13 protein-coding genes are annotated in these 14,459 nt (G+C 72.3%); 6 read left to right on the forward strand and 7 right to left on the reverse strand.

Going from position 1 to position 14,459, the window contains the following annotated elements; translation table 11 throughout:
- Window positions 1-28 precede the first annotated feature (28 nt).
- A complete protein-coding gene (locus tag ACE4Q9_RS29385; RefSeq protein ID WP_397987534.1) occupies window positions 29-1,627 on the reverse strand; it encodes a M1 family metallopeptidase in 1,599 nt (532 codons plus the stop codon).
- A 139-nt stretch (window positions 1,628-1,766) separates the two neighbouring features.
- On the opposite strand from ACE4Q9_RS29385, the gene ACE4Q9_RS29390 reads away from it, so the two are divergent.
- A complete protein-coding gene (locus ACE4Q9_RS29390) occupies window positions 1,767-3,377 on the forward strand; it encodes a peptide-N4-asparagine amidase (protein WP_397987535.1) in 1,611 nt (536 codons plus the stop codon).
- A gap of 26 nt (window positions 3,378-3,403) precedes the next feature.
- Here ACE4Q9_RS29390 and ACE4Q9_RS29395 read toward each other — a convergent pair whose 3' ends face one another.
- A complete protein-coding gene (locus ACE4Q9_RS29395; protein WP_397987536.1) occupies window positions 3,404-3,853 on the reverse strand; it encodes a MarR family winged helix-turn-helix transcriptional regulator in 450 nt (149 codons plus the stop codon).
- A 113-nt stretch (window positions 3,854-3,966) separates the two neighbouring features.
- Here ACE4Q9_RS29395 and ACE4Q9_RS29400 point away from each other — a divergent pair, with 113 nt between their 5' ends.
- A complete protein-coding gene (locus tag ACE4Q9_RS29400; RefSeq protein ID WP_397987537.1) occupies window positions 3,967-5,769 on the forward strand; it encodes an ABC transporter ATP-binding protein in 1,803 nt (600 codons plus the stop codon).
- A gap of 122 nt (window positions 5,770-5,891) precedes the next feature.
- A complete protein-coding gene (gene mltG, locus ACE4Q9_RS29405; RefSeq protein WP_397987538.1) occupies window positions 5,892-6,797 on the forward strand; it encodes an endolytic transglycosylase MltG in 906 nt (301 codons plus the stop codon).
- A gap of 52 nt (window positions 6,798-6,849) precedes the next feature.
- Here the strand turns inward: mltG and ACE4Q9_RS29410 are convergent, their stop codons facing one another.
- The gene (locus ACE4Q9_RS29410; protein ID WP_397987539.1) at window positions 6,850-7,929 is read right to left on the reverse strand and encodes an NAD(P)-binding domain-containing protein; all 1,080 of its coding nucleotides are present in this window, start codon (window positions 7,927-7,929) and stop codon (window positions 6,850-6,852) included.
- 96 nt (window positions 7,930-8,025) lie between these two features.
- Between ACE4Q9_RS29410 and ACE4Q9_RS29415 the strand changes: the two genes are divergently transcribed.
- Together ACE4Q9_RS29415 and ACE4Q9_RS29420 are read left to right on the forward strand one after the other, a co-directional pair.
- Window positions 8,026-8,448, forward strand: coding sequence for a YjbQ family protein (locus ACE4Q9_RS29415; protein ID WP_397987540.1), 423 nt, complete (start codon window positions 8,026-8,028; stop codon window positions 8,446-8,448).
- Between the two features lie 166 nt (window positions 8,449-8,614).
- Window positions 8,615-9,934: a glycoside hydrolase family 3 N-terminal domain-containing protein gene (locus ACE4Q9_RS29420; RefSeq protein WP_397987541.1), complete on the forward strand. Its 1,320-nt coding sequence runs from the start codon at window positions 8,615-8,617 to the stop codon at window positions 9,932-9,934.
- A 93-nt stretch (window positions 9,935-10,027) separates the two neighbouring features.
- On the opposite strand, the gene ACE4Q9_RS29425 is transcribed toward ACE4Q9_RS29420, so the two are convergent.
- On the reverse strand, window positions 10,028-10,432 hold the full coding sequence (locus tag ACE4Q9_RS29425) for a DUF5997 family protein (protein WP_397987542.1): 405 nt from the start codon (window positions 10,430-10,432) through the stop codon (window positions 10,028-10,030).
- A 112-nt stretch (window positions 10,433-10,544) separates the two neighbouring features.
- Between ACE4Q9_RS29425 and ACE4Q9_RS29430 the strand changes: the two genes are divergently transcribed.
- The gene (locus tag ACE4Q9_RS29430) at window positions 10,545-11,384 is read left to right on the forward strand and encodes a LysR family substrate-binding domain-containing protein (RefSeq protein WP_397987543.1); all 840 of its coding nucleotides are present in this window, start codon (window positions 10,545-10,547) and stop codon (window positions 11,382-11,384) included.
- A gap of 246 nt (window positions 11,385-11,630) precedes the next feature.
- Here the strand turns inward: ACE4Q9_RS29430 and ACE4Q9_RS29435 are convergent, their stop codons facing one another.
- The 3 genes from ACE4Q9_RS29435 to ACE4Q9_RS29445 all read right to left on the reverse strand — a co-directional run bounded on the left by ACE4Q9_RS29435 (window position 11,631) and on the right by ACE4Q9_RS29445 (window position 14,406).
- Window positions 11,631-13,106, reverse strand: a complete 1,476-nt coding sequence (locus tag ACE4Q9_RS29435; RefSeq protein ID WP_397987544.1) for an MFS transporter — start codon at window positions 13,104-13,106, stop codon at window positions 11,631-11,633.
- 111 nt (window positions 13,107-13,217) lie between these two features.
- Window positions 13,218-13,910: an HAD family hydrolase gene (locus ACE4Q9_RS29440; protein WP_397987545.1), complete on the reverse strand. Its 693-nt coding sequence runs from the start codon at window positions 13,908-13,910 to the stop codon at window positions 13,218-13,220.
- Window positions 13,911-13,929: 19 nt separating this feature from the next.
- Complete coding sequence (locus ACE4Q9_RS29445; protein WP_397987546.1) at window positions 13,930-14,406, reverse strand: Lrp/AsnC family transcriptional regulator; 477 nt, start codon at window positions 14,404-14,406, stop codon at window positions 13,930-13,932.
- Window positions 14,407-14,459 lie beyond the last annotated feature (53 nt).

A 14,459-nucleotide genomic window follows, 5' to 3' on the forward strand; every position in this document is an offset into this window, starting at 1 on the left:
GGCGGGCCGGTGACCGAGGGCATCCGGCTCAGTCCTCGACCGGGTCGACCTGCCAGTCGGGGTGGCCCGGCATGGGCGGGGTGCGCGGCCCGTAGAGCCAGGCGTTCAGAAAGGGTTTCAGATCCTGTTGCGCGACCCGTGAGGCGAGGTCGACGAAGTCCCGTGTGCCCGCCGCGCGGCCCCGGTAGGTGCTCACCCAGGACTTCTCGATCCGCTCGAACGCCGCGGGGCCGACCTTCTCCCGCAGGGCGTACAGCACCAGGGCGGACCCGTCGTAGCGCATCACCTTGAACAGCGTGCCGGCGCCGGGTTCGGCGGGCGCGCCGTCGTCGTGGCGCCACTGGTCGTGCTGCGCGTAGGCGTCGCGCATCGCGTCGTCCAGGCTGACGCCGCCGTGCGATGCGGAGTAAAGCCGTTCGTAGAACCGGGCGTGACCCTCGCTCAGCCACAGGTCGGACCAGCGCCGGATGGCGACGCTGTCCCCGGTCCAATGGTGTGTCAGCTCGTGCACGAGATTGCGTTCGGCGTCGACCCGGTCACCGAGCAGATCGTCCTTCGGTACGACGGACAGCGACTGGGTCTCCAGCGCCACCGGCAGCTCGGTGTCCCCGACCAGCACGCCGTAGCGGCGGAACGGATACGGCCCGAGCCGCTGTTCCAGCCAGGCCAGATGTTCCGGGGTGAGCGAGCGGTACTCCTCGGTGTCGCCGACCAGATCGTCCGGGACCACGTCGCGGACCGGCAGCCCGCGCGGGCCGCTGCTGTTGACGACGCGGAACCTGCCGATCGCCAGCTGGACCAGCTGAGCCGCGATCGGCTGCTCGGAGTCGTAGGTCCGTTCGACGCGGCCACCGGGCCGTGCGGCCGTGCTGACGAGGCGTCCGTTGGCCACCGCGCCGATGTCCGCCGGGGTGGTGACGTGGAAGGTGACCGGTGCGCGCAGGCTCGGGTGGTCGTCCGCCGGGAAGATCATCTTGGCGCCGTCCGGCTGGGCGCAGACCACGGTGCCGTCGGGCGTGGGCACCCAGCCGTAGTCCCGGATCGCGTCGTCGCGGTGGCGCTGCTGGGTGGGGTCGGCGGTGTAGGCGACATGGACGGTGAAGGCGTGGCCGCGGGGGATCGGCCGGGCGGGGGTGACGACGAGTTCGTCGCCGTCGCGTACGGCCCTGGCCGGCGCGCCGTCGACCGCGACCCGGTGCAGCGTGTTGCCCGCGAAGTCGAGGTCGAAGCGGGACAGGGCCTGGGTGGCGTCGGCGCTGATGGTGGCGCCCGCCTCGAACGGCGTCAGGGGCGCCTGCCAGTCGAAGTCCAGGGTGTAACGGCGGACCGTGTACCCGCCGTTTCCGGCGAGCGGCATCAGCGGATCGCCGATGCCGGGAGCGCCGGGGGACGGGGGCGCGCCTCCCGCCCGCCCCGAGGCCGCGGTACGCCCCGGTGCGGCGGCCGGGCCGGGCGCGGGTGAGCCGTGGCTCTCGCGCGGGAACAGGTCGATGTAGAGGGCGGCGCCGGTGAGGGTGAGGGCACCGGCGAGGACGAGGGCCGTGCGGCGGGGACGCCGCATTCTCCGCCCCTCCCCGGCCTCCTCGCTCGGGGGCCCCGCCGGGCTGTCCGCGGGCATGATCTCCATGGACGCACTATGCCAGCGTAATCCGTTTATAGCACTAAATATCCGTCAGGGTGACGATGCGCCAGACGCACGCCGTGGTGCCGCTTCTCTCCTCGACGCCTCATTGCGGCCTCGCCCGACACCCCGTAGAACACCGCCCATGAGACAACGGATAGTCATGTCCATGCTTGCGATCGTGGCCCTCCTGGCCGGCGCCCTCTTCGGTGCCGGTACCGCGACCGCGCGGGCCGCCGACGTCCCCGCCGAGTTCGGCACCGACTGGCACGACCCGGTGACCGCCGCCCCGCCGGTCGCCCGGCCGCACACCAAGTCCTGTCAGGTCACCCTGGCCGACGCGCAGTTCCGCGACTTCACCCCCTACCGGGGCGCGTACACCCCGCCCAAAGGCTGCGGCGACCGCTGGAGCAAGGTCGTGCTCCGCCTGGACGGCGCGGTGAAGGGCCGTCAGTACGACCGGCTCGGCTATCTGCACGTCGGCGGGGTCGAGATCCTGCGCACCTCCACCCCCGAGCCCTCGCCGGACGGCATCGCCTGGCATGTCGAGAAGGACGTCACCCGCTACAGCGACACCTTCCGCAGCCCACGGGACGTCGAGATGCTGATCGGCAACGTGGTCGACGACACCTACACCGGCGTCATCGACGTCCACGTCACCCTGACGTTCTACGCGGGCCACCCCGCCGCGCGGACCCCGGACCGCGTGCTCACCCTCGCCGACACGCCCGGCGGCACGACGCTCACCACACCGCGCAACAGCGAGCGGATCGTCGCCGAGGTCTACGCGACCGGATCCGGCGGCGGCTGCGAGGAGTTCTGGTACCTGACGGTGGCCGACCCGGCGTCGTACTCCTGCAAGGCCGATCACGGCCCCTACCGCGAGGTGCAGATCAAGGTCGACGGGCGCACGGCGGGCATCGCCGCGCCCTATCCGAACGTGTGGACCGGCGGCTGGTCCGATCCGTTCCTCTGGTACGTCATCCCGGCGCCGGGCGCCTTCGACGTGCGGCCCATCGAGTACGACCTCACGCCCTTCGCCGGGCTGCTGGACGACGGCCGCCCGCACCGCGTCGAGGTCTCCGTCCTGGGCGTGCCGGCGGGCCAGGCCGGCTGGAGCACCCCGGTGAACGTGCTGGTCTGGCAGGACGCGCACCGCGACCACCTCACCGGCGGGGTCACCCGGGACACGGCGACCGACCTGGTCAACTCCTCAACCTACACACCGGGTTCGGAGAACCGGGTGGACACGAAGGCCGGGCACCGGCTCACCGTCAGCGGATACCTCGACACCTCCCACGGACGAGTGACCACCACCGTCACCCGGACCCTCGGCGACACGTCCGTCCACCGCTGGACCGACGGCGAGAACACCGACGGACTGGACGCGACCTGGACCGACGACCAGACCGTCACCACCGCCGGGGCCGGCCCCGCGCGGTCCGCGCACACGCTGCGGACGTACACCCTCGACGGCGTCACCACCATCGGCTCCGACAGCCGGCTGCGCACGGTGCTGACACTCGGCGACCGCGCCTCGGTGACCGAGCTGCGCGGCGGCCGGCGCACCGCGTGGTCGCGGCTGGACGACACCTACCGCGGCGACGCCTCATACATCCTCGACGCCCCGCGTGAGCAGCGGCACGCGGTCGGCACCTCGTCGGAGCGCTACCGGTCCTACGGCTCGGACGGCTGCTACGACCGCACGCTGGCCACCGCCCAGGGGGCGCTGACGCTGGACCGCAGGGGCTGCTAGCCCGGCGGGCGCCCGGTACGACGGGGTCAGCAGGGCTTGCCGGCGTCCCCGTCGACCAGGGTGTCCAGCAGCACGCCGAGCACCTCGCGCTCCTTCTCCGTCAGCGGGGCGAGTATCTCCTCGGCCGCCGAGCGGCGCGCGCCGCGCAGTTCGCGCAGGGCCGCGCGCCCCTCGTCGGTCAGCTCGATCCGGGTCACGCGCCGGTTCGCCGGATCCGCCGCCCGGCGCACCTTGCCGCTCGCCTCGAGCCCGTCGACCAGCGTCGTCACCGCGCGCGGCACGACTTCCAGGCGCTCGGCGAGGTCGGCCATGCGCGGCGGCGAGGGGTAGTGCGCGAGGGTGCGCAGCAGCCGGGACTGGGCGGGGGTGATGCCCAGTTCGCGCCGTTCCAGATGGTGCTTCTGGATGCGGTGCACCCGGCGGGTGAGCCGCAGCAACTGCTCGGCGAGCAGTCCGTCGGGATCGGGGGTGGTCATGCGGGAACAATATCAGGATGCGGTTCATTGTGAGTATAGGTAACAATGAGCTACGATCCGTTCCGTCATCGCCGGCAGCCCCGGCCGGCGCCCGCTTACCTCCGTAGGAGCCCATGCATCCCGACCGTGAAACCTCCTGGACCCCGCCCGCCGACGCCAAGGACCGGCCCCGGCAGTGGCGGCGGATCCTCGCGCTGTTCCGCCCCTATCGCGGGCGGCTCGCGATCGTCGGCCTGCTGGTCGGCGCCTCCTCGCTGGTCTCGGTGGCCACACCGTTCCTGCTCAAGGAGATCCTCGACGTCGCCATCCCGCGCGGCCGCACCGGCTTGCTGAGCCTGCTCGCGCTCGGCATGATCCTCAGCGCGGTCCTCTCCAGCGTCTTCGGTGTGCTCCAGACGCTGATCTCGACCACCGTCGGCCAGCGCGTCATGCACGACCTGCGCACCGCCGTGTACGGCCGGCTCCAGCGCATGTCGCTCGCGTTCTTCACCCGCACCCGCACCGGCGAGGTGCAGTCCCGCATAGCCAATGACATCGGCGGCATGCAGGCGACGGTCACCTCGACCGCCACCTCCCTGGTCTCCAACGCCACCAGCGTGGTCGCCACCGTCGTCGCGATGGTCGCCCTCGACTGGCGGCTCACCATCGTCTCGCTGCTCCTGCTGCCGGCCTTCGTCTGGATCAGCCGCCGCGTCGGCAATGAGCGCAAGAGGATCACCACCGAGCGCCAGAAGCAGATGGCCGCGATGGCCGCCACGGTCACCGAGTCCCTCTCGGTCAGCGGCATCCTGCTCGGCCGCACCATGGGCCGCACCGACTCGCTGACCGGCTCCTTCGCCGGGGAGTCCGAGCGGCTGGTCGACCTGGAGGTCCGGTCGAACATGGCCGGTCGCTGGCGCATGGCCGTGATCACCATCGTCATGGCCGCCATGCCCGCCGTCATCTACTGGACGGCCGGGCTGGCCCTCCAGTTCGGCGGCCCACGGGTCTCGCTCGGCACCATCGTCGCCTTCGTCTCGCTCCAGCAGGGCCTGTTCCGCCCGGCCGTGAGCCTGCTCGCCACCGGCGTCCAGATCCAGACCTCCCTCGCGCTGTTCCAGCGCATCTTCGAGTACCTGGACCTGCCCATCGACATCACCGAGCGCCCGCGCCCGGTCCATCTCGACCGGGTCAAGGGCGAAGTCCGCTTCGAGGACGTCGAGTTCCGCTACGACGGCAAGGGCGGCCCCGTCCTGGACGGCATCGACGTCACCGTCCCCGCCGGCGGCAGCCTCGCGGTCGTCGGCCCCACCGGCGCGGGCAAGTCCACGCTGGGCTATCTGGTGCCCCGGCTCTACGACGTCACCGGCGGCCGGGTCACCCTCGACGGGATCGACGTCCGCGACCTCGACTTCGACACCCTCGCCCGCGCGGTCGGCGTGGTCTCGCAGGAGACGTACCTCTTCCACGCCTCCGTCGCCGAGAACCTGCGCTTCGCCAAGCCGGACGCCACCGACGAGGAGTTGCACGCCGCGGCCCGTGCGGCGCAGATCCACGACCACATAGCGGCGCTGCCCGACGGCTACGACACGGTGGTGGGCGAGCGCGGCCACCGCTTCTCCGGCGGCGAGAAGCAGCGCCTCGCCATAGCCCGCACCATCCTGCGCGACCCGCCGGTCCTCATCCTGGACGAGGCGACCAGCGCCCTGGACACCCGGACCGAGGCCGCCGTGCAGGAGGCCATCGACGCCCTCTCGGCGAACCGTACGACGATCACCATCGCCCACCGGCTGTCCACCGTCCGCGGCGCCGACCAGATCGTGGCGCTGGACTCCGGACGGGTCGCCGAGCGCGGCACGCACGAGGAACTGCTGGAGCGCGACGGGCGGTATGCGGCCCTGGTGCGCCGGGACGCACAGCTGGAGCCGGCCGGGTGAGACGGCGGCCCGAAGGCAGCGGTCCCGGAGGGGTGGCCAGGGCGGCGGACCGGGACGGGCGACTGGGCCGACAAGCTGAATATATGTCGTGGTTGCGGTGATTCGCGTATTACGGTTCCCGCATGCTGACGCACATTCCGTCACGGAGCAGGATCCGACTGACACGCCGGGGCAGACTCGTCCTCGCCGCGGCCGGCGCCGTCATGGCCGGCACCGCCGTGGCGGTGCCGCTGCTGACGACGGCCGATCACCACGAAGTGCCCAGGGCCGCCACACTCGTCGTCCCGGAGGGCTGGCGCGCGAGCCAGGTCTACGACGCGATCGACAAGGCGCTGGCCCTGCCTTCGGGCAGCACCCGCACCTCGCTCGGCAAAGCCCGGCTGACCCTGCCCAAGGACGCCGGGGGGAACCCGGAGGGCTATCTCTTCCCGGCCTCCTACCCCCTGCGCAAGGGCGCGACCCCCGAGTCCGTGCTGCGCTCCATGGTGGACACCGCCCACCAGAAGTTCGACGGCGCACCGGTCGCGGCCGGGGCCCAGCGCAACTCGATGAACGTCTACCAGGCCCTCACCATCGCCAGCATCATCCAGGCCCAGGCGGTGCAGAAGGAGGACATGGGCAAGGTCGCCCGTGTCATCCTCAACCGGCTGGAACGCGGGATGCCGCTGCAACTGGATTCCACCCTCAGCTACGCGCTGGGCCGCGCGCGCACCACCGAGGACGACACCAGGAGCGACAGCCCCTACAACACCTATCAGCGCATGGGTCTGCCGCCGACGCCGATCGGCAACCCCGGCGAGGACGCGATGCGCGCCGCCCTCAATCCGACGCCGGGCGACTGGCTGTACTTCGTGACGGTCAAGCCCGGCGACACGCGCTTCACCGCCGACTACGACACACACCTGCGCAATGTGGCCGAGTACAACTCCCTTCAGCAGCAGGCCGGGCAGCAGCCGGGCCAGAGCCGGGGCCCGTCCCCGGTCCGCTCCTCCGCCTCCTCCGCGCCGCGGTCCGGCAAGACCGGCTGAGGCGGAACGGCTGGGCCAACACGGCGCGGCGGCCTGGCGGTTCAGGGGTTCGTCACGCGGCGGCCGGCCGGTCCTCGGCCAGCAGTCGCCTGATGTCCCGTACGGCCGCGCGGCCGGCCCGGTTGGCGCCGATGGTGCTGGCCGAGGGGCCGTAGCCGACGAGATGGATCCGGGGGTCGGCCACCGCGCGCGTCCCCTCCACCCGGATTCCGCCGCCCGGCGCGCGCAGCCGCAGCGGGGCGAGATGGCCGAGCGCCGCCCGGAAACCGGTCGCCCAGAGGATCACATCGGCGTCCACCCGGCTGCCGTCCCGCCACCGCACGCCGTCGGGGGTGATCCGGTCGAACATCGGCCGCCGGCGCAGGACCCCCTCCGCAAGCCCCCGGCGGATCGCGTCGTTCAGCGGCAACCCGGTGACCGAGACCACGCTGCGCGGCGGCAGTCCCTCGCGCACCCGTTCCGCCACCAGCGCGACGGCGGCCCGCCCCGCCTCCGCGTCGAACGGCCCCTCGCGGAAGACGGGCGGACGCCGGGTGACCCAGGTGGTCGCGGCGGCATAGGCGGCGAGTTCCAGCAGGTGCTGGGTGCCGGAGGCGCCGCCGCCTACGACCACCACCCGCCGGCCGGCGAACTCCTCGGGCCCCGCGTACTGCGCGGTGTGCAACTGCCGCCCGCCAAAGGTCTCCTGACCCGGATAACGAGGCCAGAACGGGTGGTCCCAGGTGCCGGTCGCATTGATCAGGGCGCGGGCCGACCAGATGCCGTCGGAGGTCTCCACGAGCAGCCGCCCGCCGTCCCCCTCGCGCACCGCCCGCACCTCGACCGGGCGCCGTACCCGCAGGTCGAAGGCGCGCTCGTAGCGGGCGAAGTACGCGCCGATCACCTCCGCCGAGGGGCGCGCCGGGTCGGCGTCCGTCAGCTCCATACCGGGCAGCGCGTGCATCCCGTGCACCTTGCCGTACGTCAGCGAGGGCCAGCGGAACTGCCAGGCGCCGCCCGGAGCGGGGGAGTGGTCGAGGACCACGAAGTCGCGGTTTGGCTCGAACCCGGCGCGGCGCAGGTGATAGGCGCCGGACAGCCCCGCCTGCCCGGCGCCCACGACGACCACCTCGACTTCACGCAATTCGTTCACGTTTCTACCAACAGCGTGCCGGACACGGATCATCCCGCGCGGTGTCGTACCCCTGCGCAGGGCCCGGTGTCGTACCCATGCGTCAGGATGGGAGGCATGCCAGATGCCTTCACCACCCGAATCCTGAACGTCTCCACGGGCTCCCGTGAGCGCGTGGCCGACCTGACCGGGGACTGCGCGGACTTCCTGCGGGAGGTGGCGGGCGGTCGCGACGGTCTGCTGAACATCTTCGTCCCGCACGCCACCGCCGGGATCGCCGTCATCGAGACCGGCGCGGGCAGTGACGACGACCTGCTCGCCGCGCTGCACACCCTGCTCCCGGCCGACGACCGCTGGCAGCACCGCCACGGGAGCCCCGGCCACGGCCGCGACCATGTGCTCCCGGCGCTGGTCCCGCCCCACGCGACCCTGCCGGTGATCGCCGGCCGGCTGGAACTCGGCACCTGGCAGTCGGTGTGCCTGGTGGACACCAACCGGGACAACCCCGACCGGCAGGTGCGGCTGTCGTTCCTCGGGTAGGTCCCGGCGCCGCCGCGGGGCCGTCCTGGACCGCCCGTTTCCGTCGTGGGGCGAACAAATGCTCAATCACGTACGGTGTGGTGGACGCAGCAAGCCGGGCTCGCCGCGACAGAAGTGGTTGCGCAGTACGCGGCAGTCCCGGTCCGTCCAGGCCGGGAGAGGAAGTATGAGCATACGCGTCCGGCAGCGGCCCAGGAGCCGCCGCACAGCCCTGCGCACCGGGGTTCCACTGGCCACGCTGGCACTCGCCGTCGCAGGCTGCGGCGCATCGGTCACGCCCGGCACGGAGACGACCTCCCTCCGGTCCTCCGCCGCCACCCAAGGCACCCGGACTCCGGGCACACCGCCCCCCGACTCCGCGAGCGCGACGCCGAGCCGCACCGGCACCGATGCCGCCACGGCCACCGCGCACACCACCCCGATGGCGACCGCCACCACCTGCACCGACCGGACCCTGTCCGGCATGACCACGGCTCAGCGGGTCGGGCAGCTCTTCATGGGGGGAATCTCCGCGGCCCACCCGGACCAGGCGCAGTTGCGCATCCTGCGCGACAACCACGTGGGATCGGTCATGCTGACTGGCCGCAGCACCGCCGGTACGGCGGCGACGCGGAAGATCGTCGATGGTTTCCGGGGGCAGGCGGACCGGGTCGGCGGCCGGCAGGTCGGCCTGCTGGTCGCGACCGACCAGGAGGGCGGCCGGGTACAGGTGCTCAACGGCCCCGGCTTCTCGGCCATGCCCAGCGGTGTGACGCAGGGCGGCAAGGCGCCCACGATGCTGCGCGCCGAGGCGACCATCTGGGCCCAGCAGCTCAAGCGCGCCGGGGTCAACCTGAACCTGGCACCGGTCGCCGACGTGGTCCCCTCCTCGCTGGGCACCCGCAACATCCCCATCGGCTCCTTCCAGCGCGAGTACGGCAACACGCCGGACGCCGTGACCTCCGGCACCGGTGCCTTCGCCGCCGGATTCAAGCAGGCGGGCGTGCTGACCACGCTCAAGCACTTCCCCGGACTGGGCCAGGTGATCGGCAACACCGACACCACCGCCAATGTCGTGGACTCGGTGACGACCAGCACCAGTGCCAACCTCGGCCCGTTCAAGTCCGGGATCCAGGCCGGGTCGCCCTTCGTGATGGTCTCGTCGGCCACCTACACCAAGATCGACGCCAAGCACATCGCGGCCTTCTCGCCCACGGTCATCGGCCAACTGCTGCGCGGCCAGCTGGGCTTCAAGGGCGTGGTCATCTCGGACGACATCGGGAACGCGGTCGCCGTGCGGTCCTTCACTCCCGCTCAGCGGGCCCTCGACTTCACCACGGCGGGCGGGGACATGATCCTCACCGTGCGGCCGGACGTCATACCCGCGATGGCGCAGGCCATCCAGACCCGGATGGGGCAGGACGCCTCGTACCGCGCCAAGGTGGACGACAGCGTGCGCCGGATACTCGACGCCAAGCAGAACGCGGGCGTGTTCAACTGCGGTTGAGGCCCTGACGGCGGATCAGATCCGGAGTCGACCACTGACAGCGCCCTCCGGCGAACGGAGGGCGCTGGGGCAAGGCCGTGGAGAAACGGGCGGTCAGCTCTGGGCCGAGCCCTTGTCCGACTCCTTCTGCTGCTTCAGGTTCTTGATCCGCGCCGCTTCCTTGCGGACCTCGACCTGGGTGGCCTGCTCCTTGAGGAGCCACTCGGGCCGCTCCTGCTTGAGCGCGTCGATCTGCTCCGTGGTCAGCGCCTCGGTGACGCCGCCGCGCGCCAGACCGGCGATGGACACGCCGAGCTTGGAGGCGACCACCGGACGCGGGTGCGGACCGTTGAGACGCAGCTCGCGCAGCCACTCGGGCGGATTGGCCTGGAGCTCGTTCAGCTCGGCACGCGAGACCACACCCTCCTGGAAGGAGGCGGGGGTGGCGGGGAGGTACACACCCAGCTTCTTCGCCGCGGTCGCGGGCTTCATCGTCTGGGTGCTCTGCTGCGACTTCATGAGGACAAGGGTATCGGCCATGCGTGCGGGAGCCGACCACGAGCCGGGCGGCGGGCCAGGGGGAATCACGGCCGGTGACCATGGGGGCCGCCGCGGCCGGTAACCTGGCCTGGTGACAGGCTCGGAGGAATCACCGTCGTTCCGGCTCGCGTACGTCCCCGGAGTGACGCCCGCCAAATGGGTGAAGGTCTGGCACGAACGCCTGCCTGACATCCCGCTCACCCTCACGCAGGTCCCCGCCGCCGAGGCGCCGGAGCTGCTGCGCACGGGTGAGGCCGACGCGGGTCTCGTACGGCTGCCCGTCGACCGTGACTTCTTCAGCGCGATCCCGCTCTACACCGAGACCAGTGTGGTCGTCGTCCCCAAGGACCACGTGATCACCGCCGTCGACGAGGTCACCCTGGCCGACCTCGCCGACGAGGTGGTCTTCCATCCCCTCGACGACGTCTTCGACTGGGACCGGCCGCCCGGCGAGGCCGCGTTCGAGCGGCCCGCGACGACGCAGGACGCGATCGAGCTGGTCGCGGCGAACGTCGGCCTCCTCGTCGTCCCGCAGTCGCTCGCCCGCCTCTACCACCGCCGCGACCTCACCTACCGCCCGGTCACCGACGCGCCCCAGTCCGGCGTCGCCCTGTCCTGGCCGGAAGAGGCCACCACGGACCTGGTCGAGGAGTTCATCGGCATCGTCCGGGGCCGCACGGTCAACAGCACGCGGGGGCGCGGGTCGGCGGGGCGCCCGGCGGACGGCGGTGCTTCGGAAGGCCGTACGGCCAAGTCGGGAGCCAAGGCGGCGGGCAAGCCCCAGGCCGACAAGAAGTCCCGCGGGGCCGGGCAGTCCGCTGCCCGGCAGAAGTCCGGTGCCGCCAAGTCGTCGGGTGGGCGGGGTCAGCGGGCCCGCGCGGGCGGGGCCAAGCCGGCGGCGAAGCGCGGGAAGCCGCGGAAGCGCTCGTAGCCGCGGAAGCGGCACGGGAACCGCACAGGGCCGTGGGAAAACGGCACGGGGCTGCGGAGACGCGTCACAGGGGTGCGGGAAAGCGTCACGGGGCTGCGGAGTGTCGTCCGTAGGGGTGCCGCGAAGAGCGCGCTCGTAGGGCGTCGAAGGCGGTCGGCGGCCTTGGCCCCCGGCGCCGTTTCGAACCCCTGTCGCGCAGTCGAGCCCCTATGTCCGCGAACGCGCCCCTCTGCCCCCGCCCTCTTCTCAAACCGCCCGGTCGTGTTCCTCCGGCCGGGCTGCCCCGCGCGCCGCGTCCACCGGCTCGGTCTGCCGCACCCGCAGGTCGGCCACCGCGAGGACCAGGGCGAGGGCGACGATGCCCACCGCCGTCAGCAGGCCCAGCTGGAGCGCGGTCGCCGGGTTGCCGTGGTTGGCCAGATGGGCGAAGTACACGGCGCCCACGGCCGCGATCCCGGCGGCGGAGCCGATGCGCTGGGCGGTCACCAGCACCCCGCCCGCCGCCCCCGCCCGCTGCACGGGCACGGTGGCCAGGGTGAGCGTGGTGTTGGGGGAGATGGTGACGCCCGAGCCGAGGCCCGCGATCAGCAGGGGCACGGCCGCCGCCCAGGCCACACCCTGACCCGGCACCAGCTGCACCGTCGCGATCACCGTGAGCAGGCCCAGTGCCACCACCGCCAGACCGGCGACCACCAGCTTGCGCCCGTGCCGTACGACGAGCCGGCCGCTCACGCTCGCGCCGATCGCCGAACCGCAGGCGAACGGCAGGGAGGAGAACCCGGCCGCGAGCGCGGTGTAGCCGACGCCGTTCTGGAGGAACAGCGTGTAGACGAAGAAAAGCGTGGTGAAACCCGCGAAGTAGACCAGATTCAGCAGCACCCCGAGCGAGAAGGACCGCTGAGCGAAGAGCCGCAGGTCCAGCAGCGGCGCCTGACCCCACCAGCTCTGCCACCGCTCCCACACCCAGAACCCCGCCAGCAGCAGCGCGGCTACCGGCAGCAGCGCCCACTTCAGCCGGCCCGTCCACTGCTGCTCCTGCACCAGGGGCAGCATCAGTGCCAGCACGCCCGTGCCGAGGAGCAGCACTCCGGTCAGGTCGATGTTCTCCCGTTTGCCGGTCGCGGGCGGGGTGCGGGGCAGCAGCCGCAGCGCCGCGCAGAAGGCGGCGACGCCGATCGGCAGGTTGACGTAGAACACCCAGCGCCAGCCGTCGTCGGTGCCGAACAGATGGATCAGCAGACCGCCGGCGGGCGGGCCGATCGCCGTGGACAGCCCGACGACGCTGCCCAGCATGCCGAACGCCCGCGCCCGCTCGGTGCCGCGGAACATCTGCTGGATCAGCCCCGTGGTCTGCGGCGCCAAAATGCCCGCGGCCACGCCCTGCGACAGCCGGAAGAACACCAGCCAGCCTGCGTCGGAGGCCAGCCCGCACGCCGCCGAGGCCAGCGTGAACAGGGCGAGCCCGTACAGGAAGACCGTCCGCCGCCCGCGCAGGTCCCCGAGCCGGCCGGCGGGCACCAGCGCGAGCCCGAAAGTGAGCGCGTAACCCGAGACGACCCAGGACAGGGCGGCCGTGTCGGCGCCGAGGCCGCGTTCCATCGAGGGGAGGGCGACGTTCACGATCGAGCTGTCGAGCAGCGTCATGAAGCCCGCCGTCAGACAGACCCAGAGCGCCTGCCAGCGGCGCCGGTCGTCGGCCGGCCGGGCCGTGTCCATGGTCATGGGGCCACGCTAAGCAGCGGCCGGGCCCTGAGCGCGGAAGACAGGAACATCCGGCGCGTCGGTGTTTGTCCTGGTATAAGGCGGCAAAGGGTGCGTCGTGTGTGCGGCGGCTCAGGTGCGGCCGGTCCCCCGGAGCCACGCGTACGCCGAGCGCGCCGTGAACTCCTTCTGCCCGCCGCGCAGCAGCAGGCTCGCCGTACGGAAGCCCGGATCGGCGGCCTGCTCGGCGACATACGGTACGGCGATACAGCGCATCCCCGCCGCGTGGGCGGCCGCCGCGCCCGGTGCGGCGTCCTCCAGGACCACGCAGTCGCGCGGCTCGGCGCCCAGCTGACGGGCGGCCTCCAGGAACGTGTCCGGCGCCGGCTTGCCGCGCGGCACGTCGGCCGACGAGACCACCACACAGACGAGGTTCCGCAGGCCGGTGCCGGTCAGGACCGCGTCCATGGCCTCCGGGGAGGAGCCCGAGGCCACCGCGGTCGGTACGCCGTCGGCGGCCAGCAGTTCCAGCAGCGCGCGCATCTCGGGATACACGCGCGTGTGGGCGCGGGCCAGCTCCAGATAGCGCCGGTCCGTCGCGGCCAGCAGTTCCGCGGCCGGTACGCGCAGCCCGTAGCGCTCCCGCCAGAGCAGGACCGTGTCCCGAGTGCTGACACCGACGTAGCTCGCGTGGTCCGCCCAGGTGTAGTCCGGCACGCCGTACTCGGCCAGGGCCAGGCGGCTGGCCTCGTAGTAGTTCGGCTCGCTGTCCACCAGCGTTCCGTCGAGATCGAAGACGACCGCGAGGGCGCCGAGATCGCTCATGCGCTCCAGCATGCCGGGATCAGGCGCGGGCGGCGCGGCCCACCGACTCCACCAGGGGGCCCAGCCGGTAGGCGACGCGTTCGCGCAGCGCCACCTCGGTGCGGGTGCGCACCACGCCCGGCAGGCTGATCAGCTTCTGGATGACGTCCTCCAGATGGGCGTTGTGCCGGGCCGCCACGCGGGCGAGCAGATCCCCGCCGCCCGTGATCGAGAACGCCTCCACGATCTCCGGCACCGCCGCCAGCGCGTCCCCCACGTCGTCCAGATGGCCCTGGGTGACCTCGATGTGCACGAACGCCAGCACCGGGTGGTCCAGCGCGGCGGGGGAGAGGGTCGGGCCCGTACCGGTGATCACACCGTCCCGCTCCATGCGGTCGAGGCGGGCCTGGAGCGTGCCGCGGGCGATGCCGAGAATGCGGGCGTACTCGCGCACGCTGGTGCGCGGCTGCTCCAGGAGCAGTCGCAGGATGCGGGTGTCGAGCTCGTCCACGGCCATGATGGACGACTGTACCAATGGCCCGGTGCCCGTCCGGACCCCGACCCGCTCGA

The sequence above is a fragment of the Streptomyces sp. AM6-12 genome (assembly GCF_044327085.1).
In the GTDB taxonomy this organism is placed as follows: Bacteria; Actinomycetota; Actinomycetes; order Streptomycetales; family Streptomycetaceae; genus Streptomyces.